We start from the raw sequence: 19,273 nt of genomic DNA, 5'->3' as shown, positions 1-19,273 counted from the left end.
TTTTTTATTAACTGTTTTATTTATTTCACTTATAGTAGTGCTTTAAAAATGCTTAAGACATTTTCTCCTTCTGCCTTTAAATATTCACTCTCAAAAGGGGCTCCACAATCTTGACTATTTAATTGATGTAATAAAACATCATCTTTAAAATAGTATCTATCTTCTATTAATTCACTTTTTGATAAATCAAACTGATCACTGTTGTAAGGCGCATTGTATTCTAATGTTTTATTAAAAGCAAAAGAAAGCTTCCCATTTAACAAATAATATTCGGTTAAATATTGCTGAGTAGACTCATATTGATGATTTGTTACTTTTTGCAACTCATTCTTTGAGTAATAAAAAATTACTTCACCTTCGTCAACTGCATTAATAGAAGTATAATTATCTACAATTACTTTATCAAAAGCTACAATACTATTAATGCGTTTAAAATTTGCACGGATAGGCTGTAATTCCTCGTTTAAATACTCATTAGCAGCAATGTCTTCCATATTTCTGCTCACTTGAAGTGTGTCGCGTATCGCTAACTCTTCAGGTGATAATTTAGGCATTACTTCATTTTGTTTACAACTAGCAACCATTGTAATAACCACAAATAAAACTCCTAATTTCTTTCTCATCATTATCTTTTTAAAGCACACTAAATTACATCTAATTCATATGCTTTTCAATCCCCATTATTAGGGAGTTAAGGCAGTCATTGTAGTATCCATATCGTGATAAAACATTACAATCCAATTCTCTTCAATTGCTTTTTGCTTCCACTCATGCCTTAATTGCATTGCACGTTTTCCGTCATAATCACTTTTGTAAGCTATAGGATAGTCTAAATAACTTTGTTTAGGCAAATCATCTGCTCCATAAAAGTAAATCTTGTCTCCGTCGTTTATCCAAAAAACTTGTAAATAAGGAGTATGTCCTCCTACCACCTTATAATGAATAACATCTTCTATAACCCCCTCATCTTTATCCATCCAAACAATATTAGGCAGTTTTAATACCTCTTCTAATATATCATAATCAAAAGATACATCATCCATTGCTAATTCAGAAAAAGATACTTCTCTGCGCTGAATGTAAATCTTCGCATTGGGAAATCGACATTCATATCCCATGCTGGTTTCCTTTAGCAACCCATTTATATGATCTTTGTGTAAATGTGAGAGTAGAATACAATCGATTTGCAAAGGAGTCAAACCTTCCTTTGTCAATAGAGTATCCATTACGTATTCTCCATCTTCATGATATCCTAATCCTACATCTAACAAGATATTATGTTTATCAGTTATCACCAAAAAAGGTTGTACTGCTAATTGAATTTCTGTTGTTAATTGCTGATCTTTTATTAGCAAGAAGTTTTTAACCTCATCTTCATAAAAATTCCCTTCTTTTAGTGCAATTACTTTTACCATTGTTGTTTATTCCAATTTTGTATTGATTACAAAGATAAAACTTAGACAATGAAGTCGTCTTGACTTTTTAATTTTCTGAAAATCCCTATAACTCTTCTTTATTTTAAACTAGTCAAGACGACCTCGATAACTCTTTATAATATCAACTACTAAAAGAAGTTAACAAATGCTGTTTTAATTCCTCGTAGCTATTAATTTTCACTGACTGCTTCTCTTTAAACAATAATGGTTTTAATGAATCAGGTATAGGTATTTCTATTCCTAAATTAGAAATTATACTCTCTGGAAACTTGACAGGGTGGGCAGTTTCTAAAAAAACACCTAAATAATCAGTTTTATCATCTAAGAATTTCTTCACACCTAAATAACCAACTGCACCATGAGGGTCAAGTAAGTAATCCGTTTCCTTATATACCTTTTTCATTGTAGCAATAGTCTCCTTATCACTAAAAGTATAAGCTGTCAAATGCTTATCTAATACTTCACCTTCACTATTATAAAGTTCTAGAATACGCACAAAATTACTTGGATTACTAACGTCCATAGCATTAGATATGGTCTCAATTGTCTTTTTAGGTTCATATTCCTTAGAGTTCATAAACCTTGGTACAGTATCATTTACATTAGTTGAAGCAATAAAATGATGTATTGGCAATCCCATCTTTTGAGCTAACATTCCAGCACAAATATTCCCAAAGTTACCACTCGGCACAGAGACAACAATAGGTTTTCCCTGATTTGATAATTCCTTATACATTAAAAAATAATAAAACATCTGTGGTAACCATCTCGCTACATTAATAGAATTAGCAGAAGTAAGATGACATGATTTTAATCCACTGTCTAAAAAGGCACGCTTTACCATATCTTGACAATCGTCAAAACTTCCCTCTACTTCTATAGCTTTAATATTCTTACCAAGGGTTGTCAATTGTTTTTCTTGAATAGTACTCACTTTAGCTGATGGATATAAAATAACAACTTCAACTCCTTCTACACCATAAAATCCATTAGCAACTGCACCTCCTGTATCTCCAGAAGTGGCCACTAATACTGTTATTTTCTCTTTTCTGTCTTTTGTAAAATAACCTAGACAACGCGACATAAAACGTGCGCCTACATCTTTAAAAGCTAAAGTGGGACCGTGATAAAGTTCTAATGAATAAACATTATCCTCGACTTTAATTACAGGAAAATCAAAAGCTAAGGTTTCCTCTACTATCTTTTGTAAACTATCATTATCTATTTCCTCTCCTATAAAAGAGTGTATTACCTTATAAGCAATTTCTTCTTTACTTAAATGAGCTATATTATCTACCCATTCTTTATCTAACTTAGGTATGCTCATTGGAAAATATAATCCTTTATCAGGTGCTATACCTTGTATAGCAGCCTCTTTAAATGATACTTGTAATTGTGGATTTGTTAAGCTATAATATCTCATCTCAATTCTTTTACACCGTTAGGATTAATTGCACATACATGAATCTCATTTGCATAATCTGCATCAGCTACAACCTCTCGCATGGCAAGTGCAACTCGTTGTGCATTTTCTTTTCCTTTACACAAAGCAAACATAGAAGGTCCTGCTCCTGATATTCCACTTCCTAAAGCACCGTTCTCTAATGCTACCTGTTTCAATCGATCAAAATTTGGAATTAATAATGAACGCATCGGTTCTACAAACTCATCTTGTAATGAACGACCTATCAAATCATAATCACTTAAAAATATTCCACTCATTAGTCCACCTAAATTACCACATTGACGAATTGCAGTCTGCAGAGAAACACTTTTCTTTAATACAGAACGAGCATCCATAGTTCTCAATTCTATTTGTGGATGAATGACCGTTGCGTAAAGTTCACTAGGTGCTTTTATTTCTATAATATCCATAGGCTCGTAACTTCTGATAAAGGCAAAACCACCTAATAATGCAGGTGCAACATTATCTGCATGGGGAGCACCACTAGCAAGCGCCTCTCCCTGCATAGCATAATAGATTAATTCTTTATTTGTCAGTGGGTATCCACATATAGCATTGATACCATAAACTGCACCTGCAGCACTTGCAGCACTACTACCTATTCCACTACCAGCCTTTATCTTTTTGTGGATTGTGATTTCAATACCGAAATCAGGTTGTAATTTTTCTAACAATGCCAAAGCAGCAACTCCTGCTACATTCTTCTCTACTTCAAGTGGTAAATCTGCTCCAGTAATTTCCTTAATAACTACTCCTTTTTCAGCTCTTTTTTCAAAGTACATCTCATCTCCTACACTATCTAGACACAGACCTAAAACATCAAAACCACATGATACATTTGCTATAGTAGCAGGACAAAATATTTTAATTGCTTCCATTTCTCTTTAATTTAATTTATTGCCAATTCTAATTACATCTGCAAAGATTCCTGATGCAGTAACCGATGCTCCTGCTCCTGCTCCTTTTATTAAAAGAGGTTGATCTTCATAGCGGTCAGTATAAAACAATACGATGTTATCTTTACCTTCTAAATGATAGAACGGATGATCTTTTGGTATTTCAGTCAAACCAACTTTTGCAAGACCATTGTCGTAAGTAGCTACAAATTTTAATCTAGCATCACGTTGTTTGGCTTGCTCATATAATTGTTTAAAATAAGGCTCTTGATGTTCTAGCGCTGAATAAAAAGCCTCTACATTACCTGCATTCAAACAATCTTCTGGAAGAAAAGAATCTTTTACTATATCTGCTTCTTCTATTACTTTCCCACTCTCTCTTAATAAAATAAGCAATTTGCGAAGCACATCAATTCCACTTAAATCAATTAATGGATTAGGCTCTGTATAACCTTCCAACTGCGCCTGTTTAACAACTGATGCAAAAGATTCTTCTGCATTGTAATTATTGAAAATAAAATTCAAACTTCCACTTAAGACTGCGTGAATCTCTTTAACACAATCTCCTGAGGCAACTAGGTTTTTTAATGTGTCTATAATTGGTAAGCCAGCCCCAACATTTGTCTCATATAAGAAAGGAGCATTGTACTTGCGAGATAATTCTTTCAATTGTTTGTAATAAGCATAATCACTAGAACAGGCTACTTTATTACAAGTTACAATAGCAATACTGTGTTTTAAATAATTAGCATAGCCCATAGCTACTTCTTGGCTTGCAGTATTGTCAACAAACACACTATTTCGTAAGTTTAACTGCTTAACTCTTTCAAAAAAAACTTGTTGACTTACAACTTCTCCCTTATTCTCTAAAAATGCTTGATAATTAGTAAGTTCAATACCTTCTTCGTCAAATGCCATTCGCTTAGAATTAGCAATTCCTATCACGCGTATATTGAGCTTTAAGTTCTTCTTTAAATATTTCTTTTGAGTTTCTATTTGCTGCAAAAACATATTGCCGACATTTCCTATTCCCATTACAAATAAGTTTAATTGCACAACTGCTTCTTCAAAGAAAGCTTCGTGCAAGACATTTAAAGCTTTCTTTACATCTTTTTGTAAAATTACAGCAGATATATTTCGCTCTGACGCACCTTGAGCAATAGCAATAATATTGACATTATTTCGTCCTAGTACACTAAGCATTTTACCACTTAATCCTTGATGACTTTTAATATTATCACCAACGATTGCAACAATTGAGCGATCTAATTCAACTTGTACTGGTTTCACTTTTTTCATCTCAATTTCAAATTGAAAAGCATCGTTAATTACTTTTTCTGCACGTTTAGCATCCTGTTGTACAATACCAAAGCAAATAGAATATTCTGAAGATGCTTGTGTAATGAAAACAACATTAATCCCTTCATTAGAAAGTACTTCAAATAAACGTCTAGATACGCCAACAACACCAATCATACCAGGTCCTTCAAGCATGAGTACAGCAATGTTATCAATATTACTAATCCCTTTAATGGGGTTTAATGTTTTATCTACAAGTCCATTACTAATAATACTTCCTCTCTCTTCAGGAGCGAAAGTATTTTTAATACGCATAGTAATATTTTTAGGTAAAATAGGCTCTAATGCAGCTGGGTACAATACTTTGGCTCCAAAGTGAGAAAGTTCCATTGCTTCTTGAAAATTAATCTCATCAATTACTCTTGCTTGTTTTACCAACTTAGGATTAGCGGTGTATATTCCACTTACATCTGTCCATATTTCTACTTCTTTGACATCAAGAGCAGCAGCAATGATACTTGCTGTATAATCAGAACCTCCTCTACCTAATGTAGTAATTAACATATCTTCAGATTCTCCTACAAAACCAGCTGCAATTGTAATATCACATAAATAATTTTTAAAGTAATTTTGAATCAACAAATTAGTCAGTGGAAAATTAACTACAGCTTTACCAAAGCAATTATTTGTTTTGATTAAGGCTCTACTTTTTGCTAATTGACAATTTTCTCCTTGTTCAATTAATATTTTAGATAATATTAATGAAGATAAGCGCTCACCGTAAGAGAATATAGTGTCTTTTGTTTGAGGTGACAACTCACCTAAATAAAAACATCCTTGCAATAACAACTCTAATGAATTAAGCTTTCTAAGCACACTACTAAGCACTCCTGCTTGTTTACTTACTGGTATTAAAGCTCTAACTAAATCAAGATGTCTTTTGACTATCTCTTCATATATATTTTTGTAATCCTCTTGCTTAACTGCAGCCTTATTTGCTGCCTCCTGTAATAAATCAGTTACACCTCCTAAAGCAGAAACAACCACAATAACAGGTTCTTGTTTACTAATATTTTTAATGATGTCAATACATCGAACTAAATTATCTGCATTGGCGACAGATGTGCCTCCAAATTTAACTACTCTCATAAATACGCTATTTAATGATTAAAAAAAAAAAATATAGGCGGGTCGTTTATACTATATATATAAACAACCACCAAAATGGCGATATGTATAAATGCTCCCCCTTACGGGGTAGAAGTAGTGGAAGAGGATGAAGATGTTATTACAATAGCAGTAGCCCCAACAAAGATTGTAGGGTTAGAAAAGAAATAATATGTACTGCTTTGTAGTATCATCAAAAACAAATATAGAAAGTTTTTTAATATCTGTTAACATTTTTTTCACTTTTTATATACTTTATACCCTTTTCCTCTAAAAACTTTTATTATTTATATCATACATCTTTCTTAAATTCATTAAATGTCAAGAATGCAGATTAATCAGATATACTAAAATAAAACACATTGATTGATTATTACACGATATGAGTTATTTACCTTAAATACAAAATATTAGCTACTAAAATTTTTTTTACAAAAAACTAAAAGTGAACATACTCAAACAAAACAGGAAAAAAATATAAATAAAAAACACCGATTATTGAAGCTATTCAATAACCAGTGTTTTTAATATACAACACAATACTTGTCTACTATATCTTATATTGCCCAGGAATCTCGATAATATGTAATAATTGTATTTTATTCATATTTTGCAAAGTTCGACACTCTTCTGAGGTTAGACGAGCATCTCTTAATTTAAAATGAAATCCCAGTTTATCCTTTATAACTGGTGATCTAAACAAAATTTGATAATCAAATAATGAAGTAAATTCGTTAAAAGGTCTATCGCTATAGTAATCGTAAACATCACTAAAATCTAATGAAGTTAACTTGGGTAAATTCTTACTTCTAGCTAGATTCTGAATAAAATCTTGATGATCGAGTCCACTTCGAACAATTAATTCTTCAATTTTTAAATTATCTATCTCAAAAAATGTCTCATTTGGAGCACATGGCACTTGTAATACTTTAAGTTTAGGCATTTTACTAACTAATTTAGCAATTATGCCATTTTCCTGCCCAGAATCATCACTGATTAATGTTAAATTATGATCTCCCATATCAGTCAGACCAATTTTAAAACTTTCTAAATTTTTAAAAATTATATTATTTCCAACCAATCGACTAAAATTCCAAATCCTAAATCCATTAGCTCCTGCATCTGGACTATTAAAGTTTAAAGCAATAAACGCATTAGCATGTTCAATTATAAAATCTATAGTTGCACTAAATCCAAAACTATATCCATCCTCTTGCTCTAATTTATAAGATGGAGTATTATAATCCTCATCATAACCATCTCCATAATAGTTTAATTCAAATAAACCACCTATTTTAGAAAAACTAATACGGGGTGAATACTTTAAATTATAAGGAAATTCCCTATTGTAATAATTATATATTCGCTCTTGCAAATTAAGTAGCTTATCAATCATATGCTTACATTTTTTTTCCAGAGCAACGTCTAATACTTCCATATTTTAATAATTCTCGTTACAAGGCCATAAAAGCAAATTTGTAACCATTATTACTTAAATATTTGCTTTGTCAACGAAAAAGAAGAACGAAGTTTGCTAATTATATTTATTTACTAGATTAACTGCTCTCAATTCTAATACAAGATATTAATTTTGAGTAAATAATACACACTTTTTCATTCTATACCCTAATAAAATATAAAATACAGTATTTTAAAAAGAACAAACAACCTTATTCAAAAATATTAAATCAAATAATTATTCTAGTTAACACTTACTCTCAGCTTTTAACTAATGAATAAACTAGTTTTTATTAAAAAATAGATGTAGAAATTTTATACAGTTTGTCATTTTAATTATGTATACTTCATATACTATTATTAAATAATACATACAAATATAGACTAGCAATTCCTTATAAAAACTTACTATTTAAAAAGAACTCAGTTGTATAAAATATAGCATATCAACTATTAGTAGTAATTACTTATCAAAATTTAATTAGCACCCGTTCAATAAATATTGACTCATTATTTTAAGTTATATTTGTATAAAGTTAAATAACTATGCAAGTATCTAAAGACCCTTTACACGGAAAAAAATTAGTAGATATACTAAATGAATTAGTCGAATATTACAATGGTTTTGATGCACTAGGAAATCAAATTAACATTCGCTGTTTTACACATGATCCGAGCATTAACTCATCTCTTAAGTTTTTAAGAAAAACGCCATGGGCTAGAGAGAAAGTAGAAAGCTTGTATATCTATGTCCTTCGTCAAAAGGCTAAGCAAGAAAAATTACAAAAGGAAGTATAAGATTATATCATTATCAAACTGAAGCTTTGTGTTTATTCTTGGTTTAAAATAACTTCATAATCGTGCTTGTATTTCTTTTTAAGGCGCTGTTTTGCTTTTTTCACTGCATCAATAGTTACCCCCAAAATATTAGCGGTTTCTAAATTACTTAAACCCACTTTTTGTAGTAAAATAATGCGTAAATTAGACTCTGTTAAATCAGGTAAATGTGAAACAACATAATCTAAGTATTCTCCCTGCTCTTTTTTAAACGTTTCTTTAAACATATTCCAGTTTTCGTCAGTCATCAAATGAGAATTTAATAATTGCTCTAAATCAGGCTGCTTATCTTTTAAAAATTCATTACTTGAATTCTTAACCTTATTAAGTTCTTTTTCTAAGGTATTAATTTGCTCGTTCTTTTCTGAAAGGTATATTTTATAAGAGGCTAGAGTAGCATTTGTTTGCTTCAAATTACTTTCTGAAGTAAGTTTTGCATATTGAAACTCAAGAAGTTTCTTCTCATATTTAAAAGCCTGGAGTTTAATAATACGCTTAGAAAAAAAGTAAACAACAAAAAGTAATAATAACAATAAAACTGAAGTACTTAAAAACAGTAATCGCTGATAACGTGTTTTATCTAACTTGCTTTTCTCAGCCTCTAATTCCCAGTTAACTCGCTCAAGATTACTATTCCAATTAATCTCATTAATAATTTTCTCACTCTCTTTATTCTCAATTAAACGCTCAATAGATTCAATCACTCTCCTATAGAATAACTCTGATTTTTCATCTTTAGCAATCTGAGCAAGGCTCAGCAAATAATTAGATATCTCTAATTTAAAACCCAATAAATAGTTTTTTGTCTTTGATATTTGATTTGCTTCTTCCCAGGTATCTTGTGCTAATTTATATTGCCCATTGTCAAAATATAACTTCCCTAATTGAATTTGAGCATACATTTGATTAATATCTTCCCTTAAGTGCTTAGAAAGTGCTACATCTTCCTTTAGGTATTGTTCAGCTAACTCATTATCTCCTTCTTTTTTAAAAATCAACCCTAATGCTCCCATACTTTTAGCATATCGCAAAGTATCACCTTTATTTAAAGAATATTGTTGTGCTATTGTAAAATACGCTTTAGAGGCAGCTATCTTATCTAATTCATAATAACATTTACCCAAAGCCCACAATACCGCTCCTTTATTCTCATCATTATCGTCTAGTATCGATAGCATATTTTCATATAGTTCAATAGACTTACTGTATTTCTGCATTGTTTCATAAAAATAAGCTGTTTTTAATAACACATTACTTTTTTGAACAGTTACTAAATTAGGATTGTGATCAAGTACTTTTGCAATTTTTATAAAATAAGGAGCAGCTTCTAAATAATGGTTATACCTATAATAGTAAAATCCAACCTCACTATACACCCAAACTCTTAAACCTATAGAATTACTCTTTTCAATACAAGAGATACTCTCTAGCAATAAATCGGTACTAACTTTATTAAGACTATCATTTTGTTTTAAATAATTTAATGCATTAATTACGTTTTCAATTGACTGCCGTTCATTTATATTATTAATTCTTGTAAAATCTATAGTTTCACTATTTCGATATTTAGAAAGTACTTCATTGATTAATATATGATCATCTTGTCTATGTTTTGTGCAAGAAAAAAATATAAATAAACCAAAAAAAGTCAATAGTCGAAACATAGTATATCGCATTTTGTACAAAAGTAAAGTATTTAACCAAACGAAATAATAAATTAAAAATAACATTTGTTCAGGAATATTTGTAGAAACATTCGAAAAATTCAATCTTTTCTGGAACACTATTCCATAACAAATAAACATAGTGATTTACAGATGTTAGAAATCGTTAATAAAATAATAAATATTTGATTACTATAAACACTAAGAGTAAAGTAAATTATCGATACTGACAATACGCAACAAATAGGTATAAATTTCAAAATTCCACTTGTAAATATTTCATAATAAAAAAGGCTATATCTACAGTACTGATATAGCCTTCCTTTTATTGTTTTGGTAAACAAAAAGCAATTTTTTTTAAAAGAAAAATTTGTTTTTAATAAAGACACTAAAGTAACTATTTATAAATTACAAAACATAGTACTTTTAATATAAAAATTTTACATTTTCAACACTTTTAAAAGTTTTACTTCTAAAACCATCTCCTCCATCTAAAATATATAATCATAAGAATAACAAGAGTAAACATTCCCCCTAGAGTCCAAAAATATCCATAATGCATTTTTAACTCTGGCATATACTCAAAATTCATTCCATAAACCCCAACAATAAATGTTAATGGTATAAAAATAACAGACACAATTGTCAGTACTTTCATAATCTCGTTCATTCTATTGCTTTGCGCAGAGAAAAAATAGTTAGTAGCACTGTCTAACTTATTCAAATTGTATTCAATTTGATCTAGCATTTCATATAACTTAAATTGTAATCGTTCAAAGAAAAGCATACTTGATCGGCTGATACTACTTTCTGCTTCTTTTTTAGCATGCTGGGTAAGCAAGTTATTTAGTACTTCACGCAGAGGTATAATTGCCCTTTTAATATCATGCAATTCTTGAGTATATTCCTCTATTCGAACCAATATCTCTTTTTGGTACTTATTTTTTGCATCTATTAAAACCTGCTCTACATTGTCTTCTACTAAATCTAAAGTTGTTAAAAAACTATCCATCAGAGAATCAAGCAGTCCGTATAACAGATAACTAGCATCACGCTTTCTTACCTGCCCTGTCTTAGTGCGAATACGCTCACGAATGAGATTAAAGAAATCCCCCTTTTTCTCCTGAAAAGAAAGAAGAATATTATCTTGCAATATAAAACTTACTTGCTCTACACTTATATCTGTTTCCTCTTCGCTAAAAGGTAGGATAGCTTTCACACTGAAAAACATAATATTGTCTAGCTCCTCTACTCTAGTTCTTCTAGAGAAATTGAGTATCTCTGCCATAATATAAGATTGAATATTAAAAAAGTTACCAATCTCTTTTAATAGTTCAATATCGTGCAACCCGTGTAAGTTAAACCATTTAACAGCATTTGGGTTAGTATTCTTTAGAATCTCTTCTATCTCATTAAGACTTAAATCATTATGCTCTTCAAAGTTATTCTCATCATAAATAAACAACTGCATAGAAATAGGTACATCTGGAAAAGCGCCAGAATATTCTAAGGAATTGGGCTGAAGTTTTCTAATTTTCTTATATTTAACTCGTTTCACATTTTGTAAATTTGTTTAAAGATATAAGTTTTTGAAATGCGAAGAAATTTTTAAAACCAAACATTACAGCTTATAATGAAAATACTGATAAAAAATTGTAAAGAAATTCTACAAGTTAGAGACCAACATATTGAAAAATTAGAAGGAGAAGCAATGAAAACATTACCAATGTTAGAAAATGCTTTCTTGTTAATAGAAGATGATTTAATAGCAGATTATGGAACAATGAATAATTGTCCAAGTGATACAAGTGTAGATCAGGTAATAGATGCCTCAGGAAAAACCATATTACCGACATGGGTTGATAGTCACACTCATCTTGTTTATGCTGGCAATAGAGAACTAGAATTTGTAGATCGAATAAATGGTCTTTCTTATGAAGAAATCTTTAATCGTGGTGGGGGAATTTTAAACTCTGCTAAAAAGCTACAAGAAGCAACAGAAGAAGAATTATATGAACAAGCGCGTAAGCGCTTGGAAGAGGTAATTCATTTAGGAACAGGTGCTATTGAAATAAAGTCTGGTTACGGCTTAACCTTGGAAGCAGAATTAAAAATGCTACGTGTTATAAAAAAACTAAAAGAAAACTATCCTGTAGCCATTAAAGCAACTTTCTTAGGCGCGCATGCCTTTCCTGCTGACTACAAAGATAACCACGAAGGGTATATCAATCTACTAATACAGGAAATGATACCAGCAGTAGCAAAAGAAAACTTAGCAGAATACGTAGATGCTTTTTTAGAAACAGGGTATTTCTCACCTGAAGAGACAGAGCGAATTATACAAGCTGGACAAAAATATGGATTAACAGCAAAAGTTCATGTTAACCAATTTACAGCAATTGGTGGAATTGAAACTTGCGTCAGAAATGGAGCTTTATCTGTCGATCATTTAGAGGTGGTAACTGATCAGGATATTTCTATTTTAAAAGGAAGTAAAACAATGCCAGTAGCATTACCTACCTGTTCGTTCTTTATTTCTATTCCTTACACCCCTGCTCGAAAAATGATAGATGCAGGACTACCTCTTGCACTGGCTTCTGATTCAAATCCTGGTACTACTCCATCAGGTAATATGAATTTTGTTGTATCAACCGCATGTATTAAAATGAAAATGACTCCAGAGGAAGCAATTAATGCTGCTACAATTAACGGTGCTTACGCTATGGGAGTAGAAAAACAATACGGAAGTATTACTAAAGGAAAAAAAGCTAGTATTATCATTACAAAACCTCTGCATTCATTCTATGAACTACCTTATGCTTTTGGTACAAATAATATTGACCAAGTTATTTTAAATGGTCAACCACAAAATAAACAGTAACAACGCTACTAATAATATAATACAAAATAGCTTTTATGCCATATACAAAATTAAAATTATTAAGCAGAACAGACCTTCTTGCGTTAACTAGTTTTCGCAATGGTGAAATAAAATTTGGTGAGCGTATTCATCTGATCGAATCACATAATAATTGGGATCAAGAGCTAAAAGCTAATGACACAAAATACGTAATCTTAGGAATACCAGAAGACATCGGTGTAAAAGCAAATTTAGGAAGACCCGGAGCAGCGACAGCTTATAAAAGTTTCTTAAGTAGCTTTTTAAATATTCAACACAATCGATTTTGCAAAGGTAGCTGGATTACAGTATTAGGACATCTTGATTTCGAGCCTGAAATGCTTGAGGCTGCCAAGCTAGATACTTCCATAAAAGAAGATCGCAAGCGCTTATTTGAATTAGTAAAGGCAATCGATAAAGAAGTATCTCATACTATTTCTAAAATTGTAAGTGCAGGTAAAATTCCTATTATCATAGGTGGAGGGCATAATAATGCCTATGGCAATATAAAGGGTGCTGCTTTAGCCAAAGGCAAGGCTATTAACTGTATTAATTTTGATGCTCACACAGACTTTAGACCCTTAGAAGGACGTCATAGTGGTAATGGATTCTCATATGCCTTTGAAGAGGGGTTTTTAAAGAACTATTTTATCTTCGGTCTACATGAAAACTATACTTCTAAGACTATTTTTAGTGATATTAAGCTTCATGCTGATAGAGTAAAATACAATACTTACGAACAAATAAGAATAAGAAAAGAGAAGTCTTTTGACACTGAGTTAGTCACTGCGCAAAAACATATAGATTATACACCTTATGGTATAGAAATTGACTTAGATGCAGTACCTATGATTGCTAGTAGCGCTATCACACCTTCTGGTTTTTCAGCAGAAAGACTTCGTCAGTTTATCCAATTCTTTGGAAAATCAAAATACGCTACTTATTTGCATATTTGTGAAGGTGCCCCTTCTTTAGATTTTCCTACCAATAATCATTTAGTTGGTAAATTAATTGCATATTTAGTAACTGATTTTATCAAATCAAATAACGAGAGAGTTTTATAGTGAACATATTATTAGTTGAAGACGATATTCGAATTAGCGAATTCATAGTTAAAGGATTAGAAGAAAACGGAATGCAAGTACAACTTGCAAGTTCTGGTGAACAAGCACGTGATTTTATCACTACTAGTGATTGGGACTTAATTTTAATGGATGTAATGCTACCTGGTATAGATGGTATTCAATTAACTAAGATGATTCGATTTAAAAAGAATTACACTCCTATATTAATATTAAGTGCTCTAAGCGATACTACTGATAAAATAGCTGCTTTGGATAACGGAGCAGACGATTATCTTACCAAACCCTTCCATTTTAATGAACTATTGTCTCGTATCAATGCACTTACGCGAAGAGCTAAGTTTAAATATGAACAAGAAGAAGAAATATTTACTTGCAGAAATATAAAACTTTATCCTAAAAAGCATTTAGTACTACAAGGGGAAAAACAAATTGATCTATCTCCTAGAGAATATAAACTACTATTGTACCTACTAGAGAACAAAGATAAAGTTATATCAAGAACTCAAATTCTTGAACGTGTCTGGGGAATACAATATGATACCAATACCAATGTTGTAGATGTATATATTTCTTATTTGCGCAATAAATTAAACGAGTCAGATGGTAAAATTATTCATACCATTAAAGGAACTGGATATATGCTTCAAGAATAAATTATGAACTTACGCAAACGTCTTACACTTTATAGTACTGCTACTTTTGGAATTGTATTTCTTGTGGCTTCTATGGTAATTTTCTTGGCCTTCTTTAAAAGGTCACAGAATATTCTATTTAGCGATTTAAAGAGTACTACACTTCTTAGTGCAATCTACTATCTAGAGCAAGACGAATTGCCTCAGAGCGAGCATTCACTTATAAAAGATCAGTTCAGAGCAACCATTCAAAGTACAAATGTTGCAGTATATAATGAACAAAATAAAGTAGAGTTTGGTCAGTTAATCAATGATATAAATATCACACCAACAATTCTTAATCAGGTAAGAGAATTACACAACTACCATTTTAAGAGTGATAATTATTTTTACTATGGAATTTTCTATCCCGATAATCAAGGGGACTTTGTTGTATTTGTAAAAGTTTCAAACAACGAATTCATAGCCCAAATACGCAGTTTATTATTTATTCTACTAGGTGTTTTTTTACTTGGTCTTATCACAATTTACTTTTTAAGCAAAAACATTTCTAACGTTGCTTATAAACCGATTAAACGCATTGTACAACAAGTAAACAAGGTTAACTATAGCAACTTAGAGCAAGGAATTGTCGTTCCGCAAACCCAAGATGAACTAGCTGAATTAGTAAGCACTTATAATAATTTACTATCTCGATTATCTGAAAGCTTTTTAATTCAGAAAAACTTTATAAATTATGTTTCTCACGAGTTTAAAACACCATTAACTGCAATAAGTGGAAATCTTGAAGTCTTTGCTCAAAAAGAGAGAACACCTGCTGAATATCAAAAGGTAACTATAGAGGCGCTTGAGAATGTCTATAAAATAGAAAGCATATTGAGCAATCTTTTACTGCTTTCTGGATTGAATACTAAAGATTACAATATTGACGATGTCCGTATTGACGAACTAGTATGGGATATATATGACAATCTACAAGACAAAATTCAAGAATACAAAACACAGTTAAATATTAATATTGAAATAGAGGATTTCAATATTCTTAAAATTAAAGGGAATAAAACATTACTCAATGTTGCATTTTATAATATTATAGAGAATGCAATCAAATATTCTAATAACAATCCTATAGATATTACTTTTAAAGTTCTCCATAATAAATTAACTATAGAGATTCTAGATCATGGAAAAGGTATTCACCCTGAAGAACTTCCTCATATTAAAGAAACCTTCTATCGAGGTAAAAATGTCGGAAATATAAAAGGAAGTGGTATTGGTCTATCACTTGCAATGATAATATTTGACCAACACCATATTATTTTTCAAATAGATTCTGAATTATTAATAGGAACAAAAATTAGCTTAACTTTTTAAGCCCATATTGTTCAATATAAAAATCTAGTAAAGTAATTGCTGTCATAGCCTCTACTATAGGCACTGCTCTAGGTAATACACAAGCATCGTGTCTTCCCTTTCCCTGCACTGTTACAACTTCATGCAAGCTATTTATAGATTGCTGATCTTTCATTAAAGTAGCAGTTGGTTTAAAAGCTACTTTAAAATAAATATCCATACCATTGCTAATTCCCCCTACTATACCTCCAGCATTATTCGTTTTAGTAGTACCGTCCGGTAAAATTACATCGTTATGTTGACTCCCTCTTAATTTAGTTCCTTCAAAACCGCTACCAAATTCTACACCTTTTACTGCATTAATGCCTAGCATTGCTTTTGCTAAATCAGCATCTAATCTATCAAATACTGGTTCTCCTAATCCTATAGGAACATTCTCTACCACACAAATAATAGTACCACCAATAGAATCACCATCTTTCTTCACACTCTTAATTAAGTCCTCCATTTGCACAGCAATTATAGGATCTGCACATCGCACAGGATTTTGCTCTATCGTATTGAAATCTAGTTCGCTATAGCGTTTCTTAACTGAAATATCACCAACTGACGCCACGTAAGCTGTAATCTTTACATTTGACAGAACTTGTTTAGCAATTGCTCCCGCTACTACCCTACAGGCTGTCTCACGAGCAGAACTACGCCCTCCTCCTCTATAATCACGATGCCCATATTTTTCATCATATACGTAATCTGCATGGCTAGGACGATAGGTATCTTTTATATGTTCGTAATCTTGCGATTTAGAGTTAGTATTCTCAATAATAAAACCTATTGGAGTACCCGTTGTTTTACCTTCAAAAATTCCAGATAAAAAACGTACCTCATCCGCCTCTTTACGTTGAGTTACTATTTTTGATTGACCTGGTTTTCGTCTATCTAATTCTTGTTGTATTTGCTCTAGATTTAATGATACACCAGCTGGGCAACCATCTATAACACCCCCAATAGCAGCGCCATGAGACTCTCCAAATGTTGTAACTCTAAAACGATTACCAAAAGTATTACCTGCCATAAAATTTGTATTTGATACAAGTTTACTACATTTTTAAAAGATATGCAGAAATTATTACCAGTTTTTCCTATATTCAATTAGAATACCAAAAGCATCACTTAATTTATATACTCACTATTTTTTGTATATCTTAATTATTTTTAAACCAAAGTATTTACTTTTATAAAACTATCAATTCAAATTAATAATGAATACAATACTTTTACGAAAAGCTACTATAAATGATATTGAGCAATTAAAACAAATTAGTCAACAAACTTTTTTAGAGACATTTTCTTCTACAAATACGCAAGAAGATATGCAAGAGTATTTAAAAGAAAGTTTCACTAATGAAAAACTCATCAATGAATTAAGTAATATACACTCTGTTTTTTATTTTGCTTTATATGAAAATCAAGTAATTGGGTATTTAAAAATCAATGTAGATGATGCACAAACAGAATTACAAGACCCAAGTACATTAGAAATAGAACGCATTTATGTATTAAAAGAGTTTCATGGTAATAAAGTTGGTCAATTATTATATAACAAAGCCTTGGAGATTGCAAAATTGCAAAACAAAACTTATATATGGTTAGGAGTTTGGGAACAAAATTATAGAGCAATTGCCTTTTATGAGAAACAAGGGTTTATACCCTTTGACAAACATATTTTCACCTTAGGAAGTGACCAACAAACGGATATAATTATGAAACTAAAAGTTATTTAGATATTTTTAAAAATAATCAAATTGTACTCTATGTTGTACATAATAATTAACATACCCTAAATAATCCCTAAACTTAGGTAGTCGATGTGAATCTTCAACAAATAGTATTTCACTATTATATGTTTTTTGAGACATTAACCCACTATAATCAAGAACCTCGTCTTGCTTACCTATAAGTAAGAAAGCATCTTGTGGATCATCTATCTTTATAAGACTATCTTTTAAATTCTGACTAAACTCTAAGCTCTTGTTTAATCGCTGGTCTATATCCAAAAGTGGACTAAGCATAATTAAGATCGAATCTAACCCTTTACTTTTTCTTCTTTCTCTTAATTGGTACGCTAGATTAGCTCCTGTTGAATCACCTATTAGAATTACTTGCTCTTGCTCAGCTATTTCTGCCTCAACAATATTCATTATTGCATTAAAATTAGATTCTGGTGTCCATTCTACACAAAAACTTGAAGAGCTCTTAAACAGCTTTTTACAGTCTTGAAACTTGCGAGAATTGCGATCTGAACCATAACCGTGAAAAAATATCATTATCATAGGTGTGAATTTTAAAGTCTATTATAAATAAGAAGTTAAATTACAAATTATTACTGACTATATAAAATGATATATGTCACTATTATGTAAATTCCTCTTAAGTCAAACGTTATAGACCATAATATTACTACATTCTATAATTTTATAAACTCTATCTATTGTATGTTGCAATAGCCATAGCACAAAAGACTAAAAAAAGAGAGAACACTGATTGTGTTCTCTCTTTTACAACTAGCTATCAAATTATTACAATTTATTATAATTTCTTTTTAATATCTTTTAAATCGTCTTTAGCTTCCTTTCCTAATTCTCTTGCATCACGTTTCGCAGTATCATATGCTTCCGCAGCTTTGTCTTTAAACTCATCTGCTTTTACTTTTACATCATGTTTCGCAGTATCAAAGCCATCTACTACTTTATCTTTAAGCTCGCCTGCTTTTACTTTTACATCATGTTTCGCAGTATCAAAACCATCTACTACTTTATCTTTTAACTCGTCTGCTTTACCTCGCAAATCATTACAACAATCTTCAGCTTTTGTTTTTAGCTCATCTGCTTTAGCTTTAACATCATGCTTTGCATCTTCGCAGCAATGTTCAGCTTTTGTTTTTAACTCATCTGCTTTAGCTTTAACATCATGTTTTGCATCTTCGCAGCAATGTTCCGCTTTTGCTTTTAATTCATCAACATCATGTTTTGCAGAATGACAGCAATCATCAGCTTTTGTTTTTAACTCCTCAGCTTTAACT

The 19,273-nt window shown here is 31.0% G+C and carries 17 protein-coding genes; 6 read left to right on the top strand and 11 right to left on the bottom strand.

Annotated elements, in window-relative coordinates:
• Positions 1–29 precede the first annotated feature (29 nt).
• The 6 genes from RH98_RS11165 to RH98_RS15295 form a co-directional block, all read right to left on the bottom strand.
• Entirely contained in the window at positions 30–623 is a 594-nt protein-coding gene (locus tag RH98_RS11165; protein ID WP_026038867.1) for a hypothetical protein, read from the bottom strand.
• 60 nt (positions 624–683) lie between these two features.
• On the bottom strand, positions 684–1,415 hold the full coding sequence (locus tag RH98_RS11160; protein WP_010254704.1) for an MBL fold metallo-hydrolase: 732 nt from the start codon (positions 1,413–1,415) through the stop codon (positions 684–686).
• Positions 1,416–1,557: 142 nt separating this feature from the next.
• Positions 1,558–2,859, bottom strand: coding sequence for a threonine synthase (gene thrC / locus RH98_RS11155; RefSeq protein ID WP_010254703.1), 1,302 nt, complete (start codon positions 2,857–2,859; stop codon positions 1,558–1,560).
• Positions 2,856–3,779: a homoserine kinase gene (locus RH98_RS11150; RefSeq protein ID WP_010254702.1), complete on the bottom strand. Its 924-nt coding sequence runs from the start codon at positions 3,777–3,779 to the stop codon at positions 2,856–2,858. Before RH98_RS11150 ends, thrC begins: the two co-directional genes overlap by 4 nt.
• A 6-nt stretch (positions 3,780–3,785) precedes the next feature.
• A complete protein-coding gene (gene thrA / locus RH98_RS11145) occupies positions 3,786–6,245 on the bottom strand; it encodes a bifunctional aspartate kinase/homoserine dehydrogenase I (RefSeq protein ID WP_010254701.1) in 2,460 nt (819 codons plus the stop codon).
• A 568-nt stretch (positions 6,246–6,813) separates the two neighbouring features.
• The gene (locus RH98_RS15295) at positions 6,814–7,701 is read right to left on the bottom strand and encodes a hypothetical protein (protein WP_010254699.1); all 888 of its coding nucleotides are present in this window, start codon (positions 7,699–7,701) and stop codon (positions 6,814–6,816) included.
• Between the two features lie 566 nt (positions 7,702–8,267).
• Between RH98_RS15295 and RH98_RS11135 the strand changes: the two genes are divergently transcribed.
• Positions 8,268–8,519 carry a VF530 family protein gene (locus RH98_RS11135; RefSeq protein WP_010254698.1) on the top strand — a complete coding sequence of 84 codons (252 nt, stop codon included), beginning with the start codon at positions 8,268–8,270 and terminating at the stop codon, positions 8,517–8,519.
• 32 nt (positions 8,520–8,551) lie between these two features.
• Here RH98_RS11135 and RH98_RS11130 read toward each other — a convergent pair whose 3' ends face one another.
• Both RH98_RS11130 and corA read right to left on the bottom strand, forming a co-directional pair.
• Complete coding sequence (locus tag RH98_RS11130; protein ID WP_010254696.1) at positions 8,552–10,222, bottom strand: tetratricopeptide repeat protein; 1,671 nt, start codon at positions 10,220–10,222, stop codon at positions 8,552–8,554.
• A gap of 472 nt (positions 10,223–10,694) precedes the next feature.
• On the bottom strand, positions 10,695–11,780 hold the full coding sequence (gene corA / locus RH98_RS11125; RefSeq protein WP_010254693.1) for a magnesium/cobalt transporter CorA: 1,086 nt from the start codon (positions 11,778–11,780) through the stop codon (positions 10,695–10,697).
• A 75-nt stretch (positions 11,781–11,855) separates the two neighbouring features.
• Between corA and hutI the strand changes: the two genes are divergently transcribed.
• Genes hutI through RH98_RS11105 form a run of 4 tightly spaced genes read left to right on the top strand, consistent with a single transcriptional unit; the run spans position 11,856 to position 16,212 of the window.
• Positions 11,856–13,103 (top strand): imidazolonepropionase, encoded by a 1,248-nt coding sequence (gene hutI / locus RH98_RS11120; protein ID WP_010254691.1) that lies wholly within the window; start codon positions 11,856–11,858, stop codon positions 13,101–13,103.
• Between the two features lie 35 nt (positions 13,104–13,138).
• Positions 13,139–14,185: a formimidoylglutamase gene (locus RH98_RS11115; RefSeq protein WP_010254689.1), complete on the top strand. Its 1,047-nt coding sequence runs from the start codon at positions 13,139–13,141 to the stop codon at positions 14,183–14,185.
• Positions 14,185–14,859 (top strand): response regulator transcription factor, encoded by a 675-nt coding sequence (locus RH98_RS11110; protein WP_010254687.1) that lies wholly within the window; start codon positions 14,185–14,187, stop codon positions 14,857–14,859. The genes RH98_RS11115 and RH98_RS11110 overlap by 1 nt, the downstream gene beginning before the upstream one ends.
• A gap of 3 nt (positions 14,860–14,862) precedes the next feature.
• The gene (locus RH98_RS11105) at positions 14,863–16,212 is read left to right on the top strand and encodes a sensor histidine kinase (protein ID WP_010254683.1); all 1,350 of its coding nucleotides are present in this window, start codon (positions 14,863–14,865) and stop codon (positions 16,210–16,212) included.
• Here the strand turns inward: RH98_RS11105 and aroC are convergent.
• The gene (gene aroC, locus RH98_RS11100) at positions 16,196–17,266 is read right to left on the bottom strand and encodes a chorismate synthase (protein WP_010254681.1); all 1,071 of its coding nucleotides are present in this window, start codon (positions 17,264–17,266) and stop codon (positions 16,196–16,198) included. The two genes, RH98_RS11105 and aroC, sit on opposite strands and share 17 nt — an antisense overlap.
• Positions 17,267–17,453: 187 nt before the next feature.
• Here aroC and RH98_RS11095 point away from each other — a divergent pair, with 187 nt between their 5' ends.
• Positions 17,454–17,975: a GNAT family N-acetyltransferase gene (locus tag RH98_RS11095; RefSeq protein ID WP_010254679.1), complete on the top strand. Its 522-nt coding sequence runs from the start codon at positions 17,454–17,456 to the stop codon at positions 17,973–17,975.
• 6 nt (positions 17,976–17,981) lie between these two features.
• Here RH98_RS11095 and RH98_RS11090 read toward each other — a convergent pair whose 3' ends face one another.
• The gene (locus RH98_RS11090; protein WP_026038866.1) at positions 17,982–18,524 is read right to left on the bottom strand and encodes a YqiA/YcfP family alpha/beta fold hydrolase; all 543 of its coding nucleotides are present in this window, start codon (positions 18,522–18,524) and stop codon (positions 17,982–17,984) included.
• A 256-nt stretch (positions 18,525–18,780) separates the two neighbouring features.
• On the bottom strand, positions 18,781–19,273 hold a 493-nt coding region (locus tag RH98_RS15775; RefSeq protein WP_010254673.1), incomplete at its 5' end, for a hypothetical protein.

Source organism: Myroides injenensis M09-0166 (assembly GCF_000246945.1).
Lineage (GTDB): Bacteria > Bacteroidota > Bacteroidia > Flavobacteriales > Flavobacteriaceae > Flavobacterium > Flavobacterium injenense.
The sequence above is the reverse complement of the archived record's forward strand: the minus strand, read 5'-3'. Positions and strand labels throughout refer to the sequence as shown.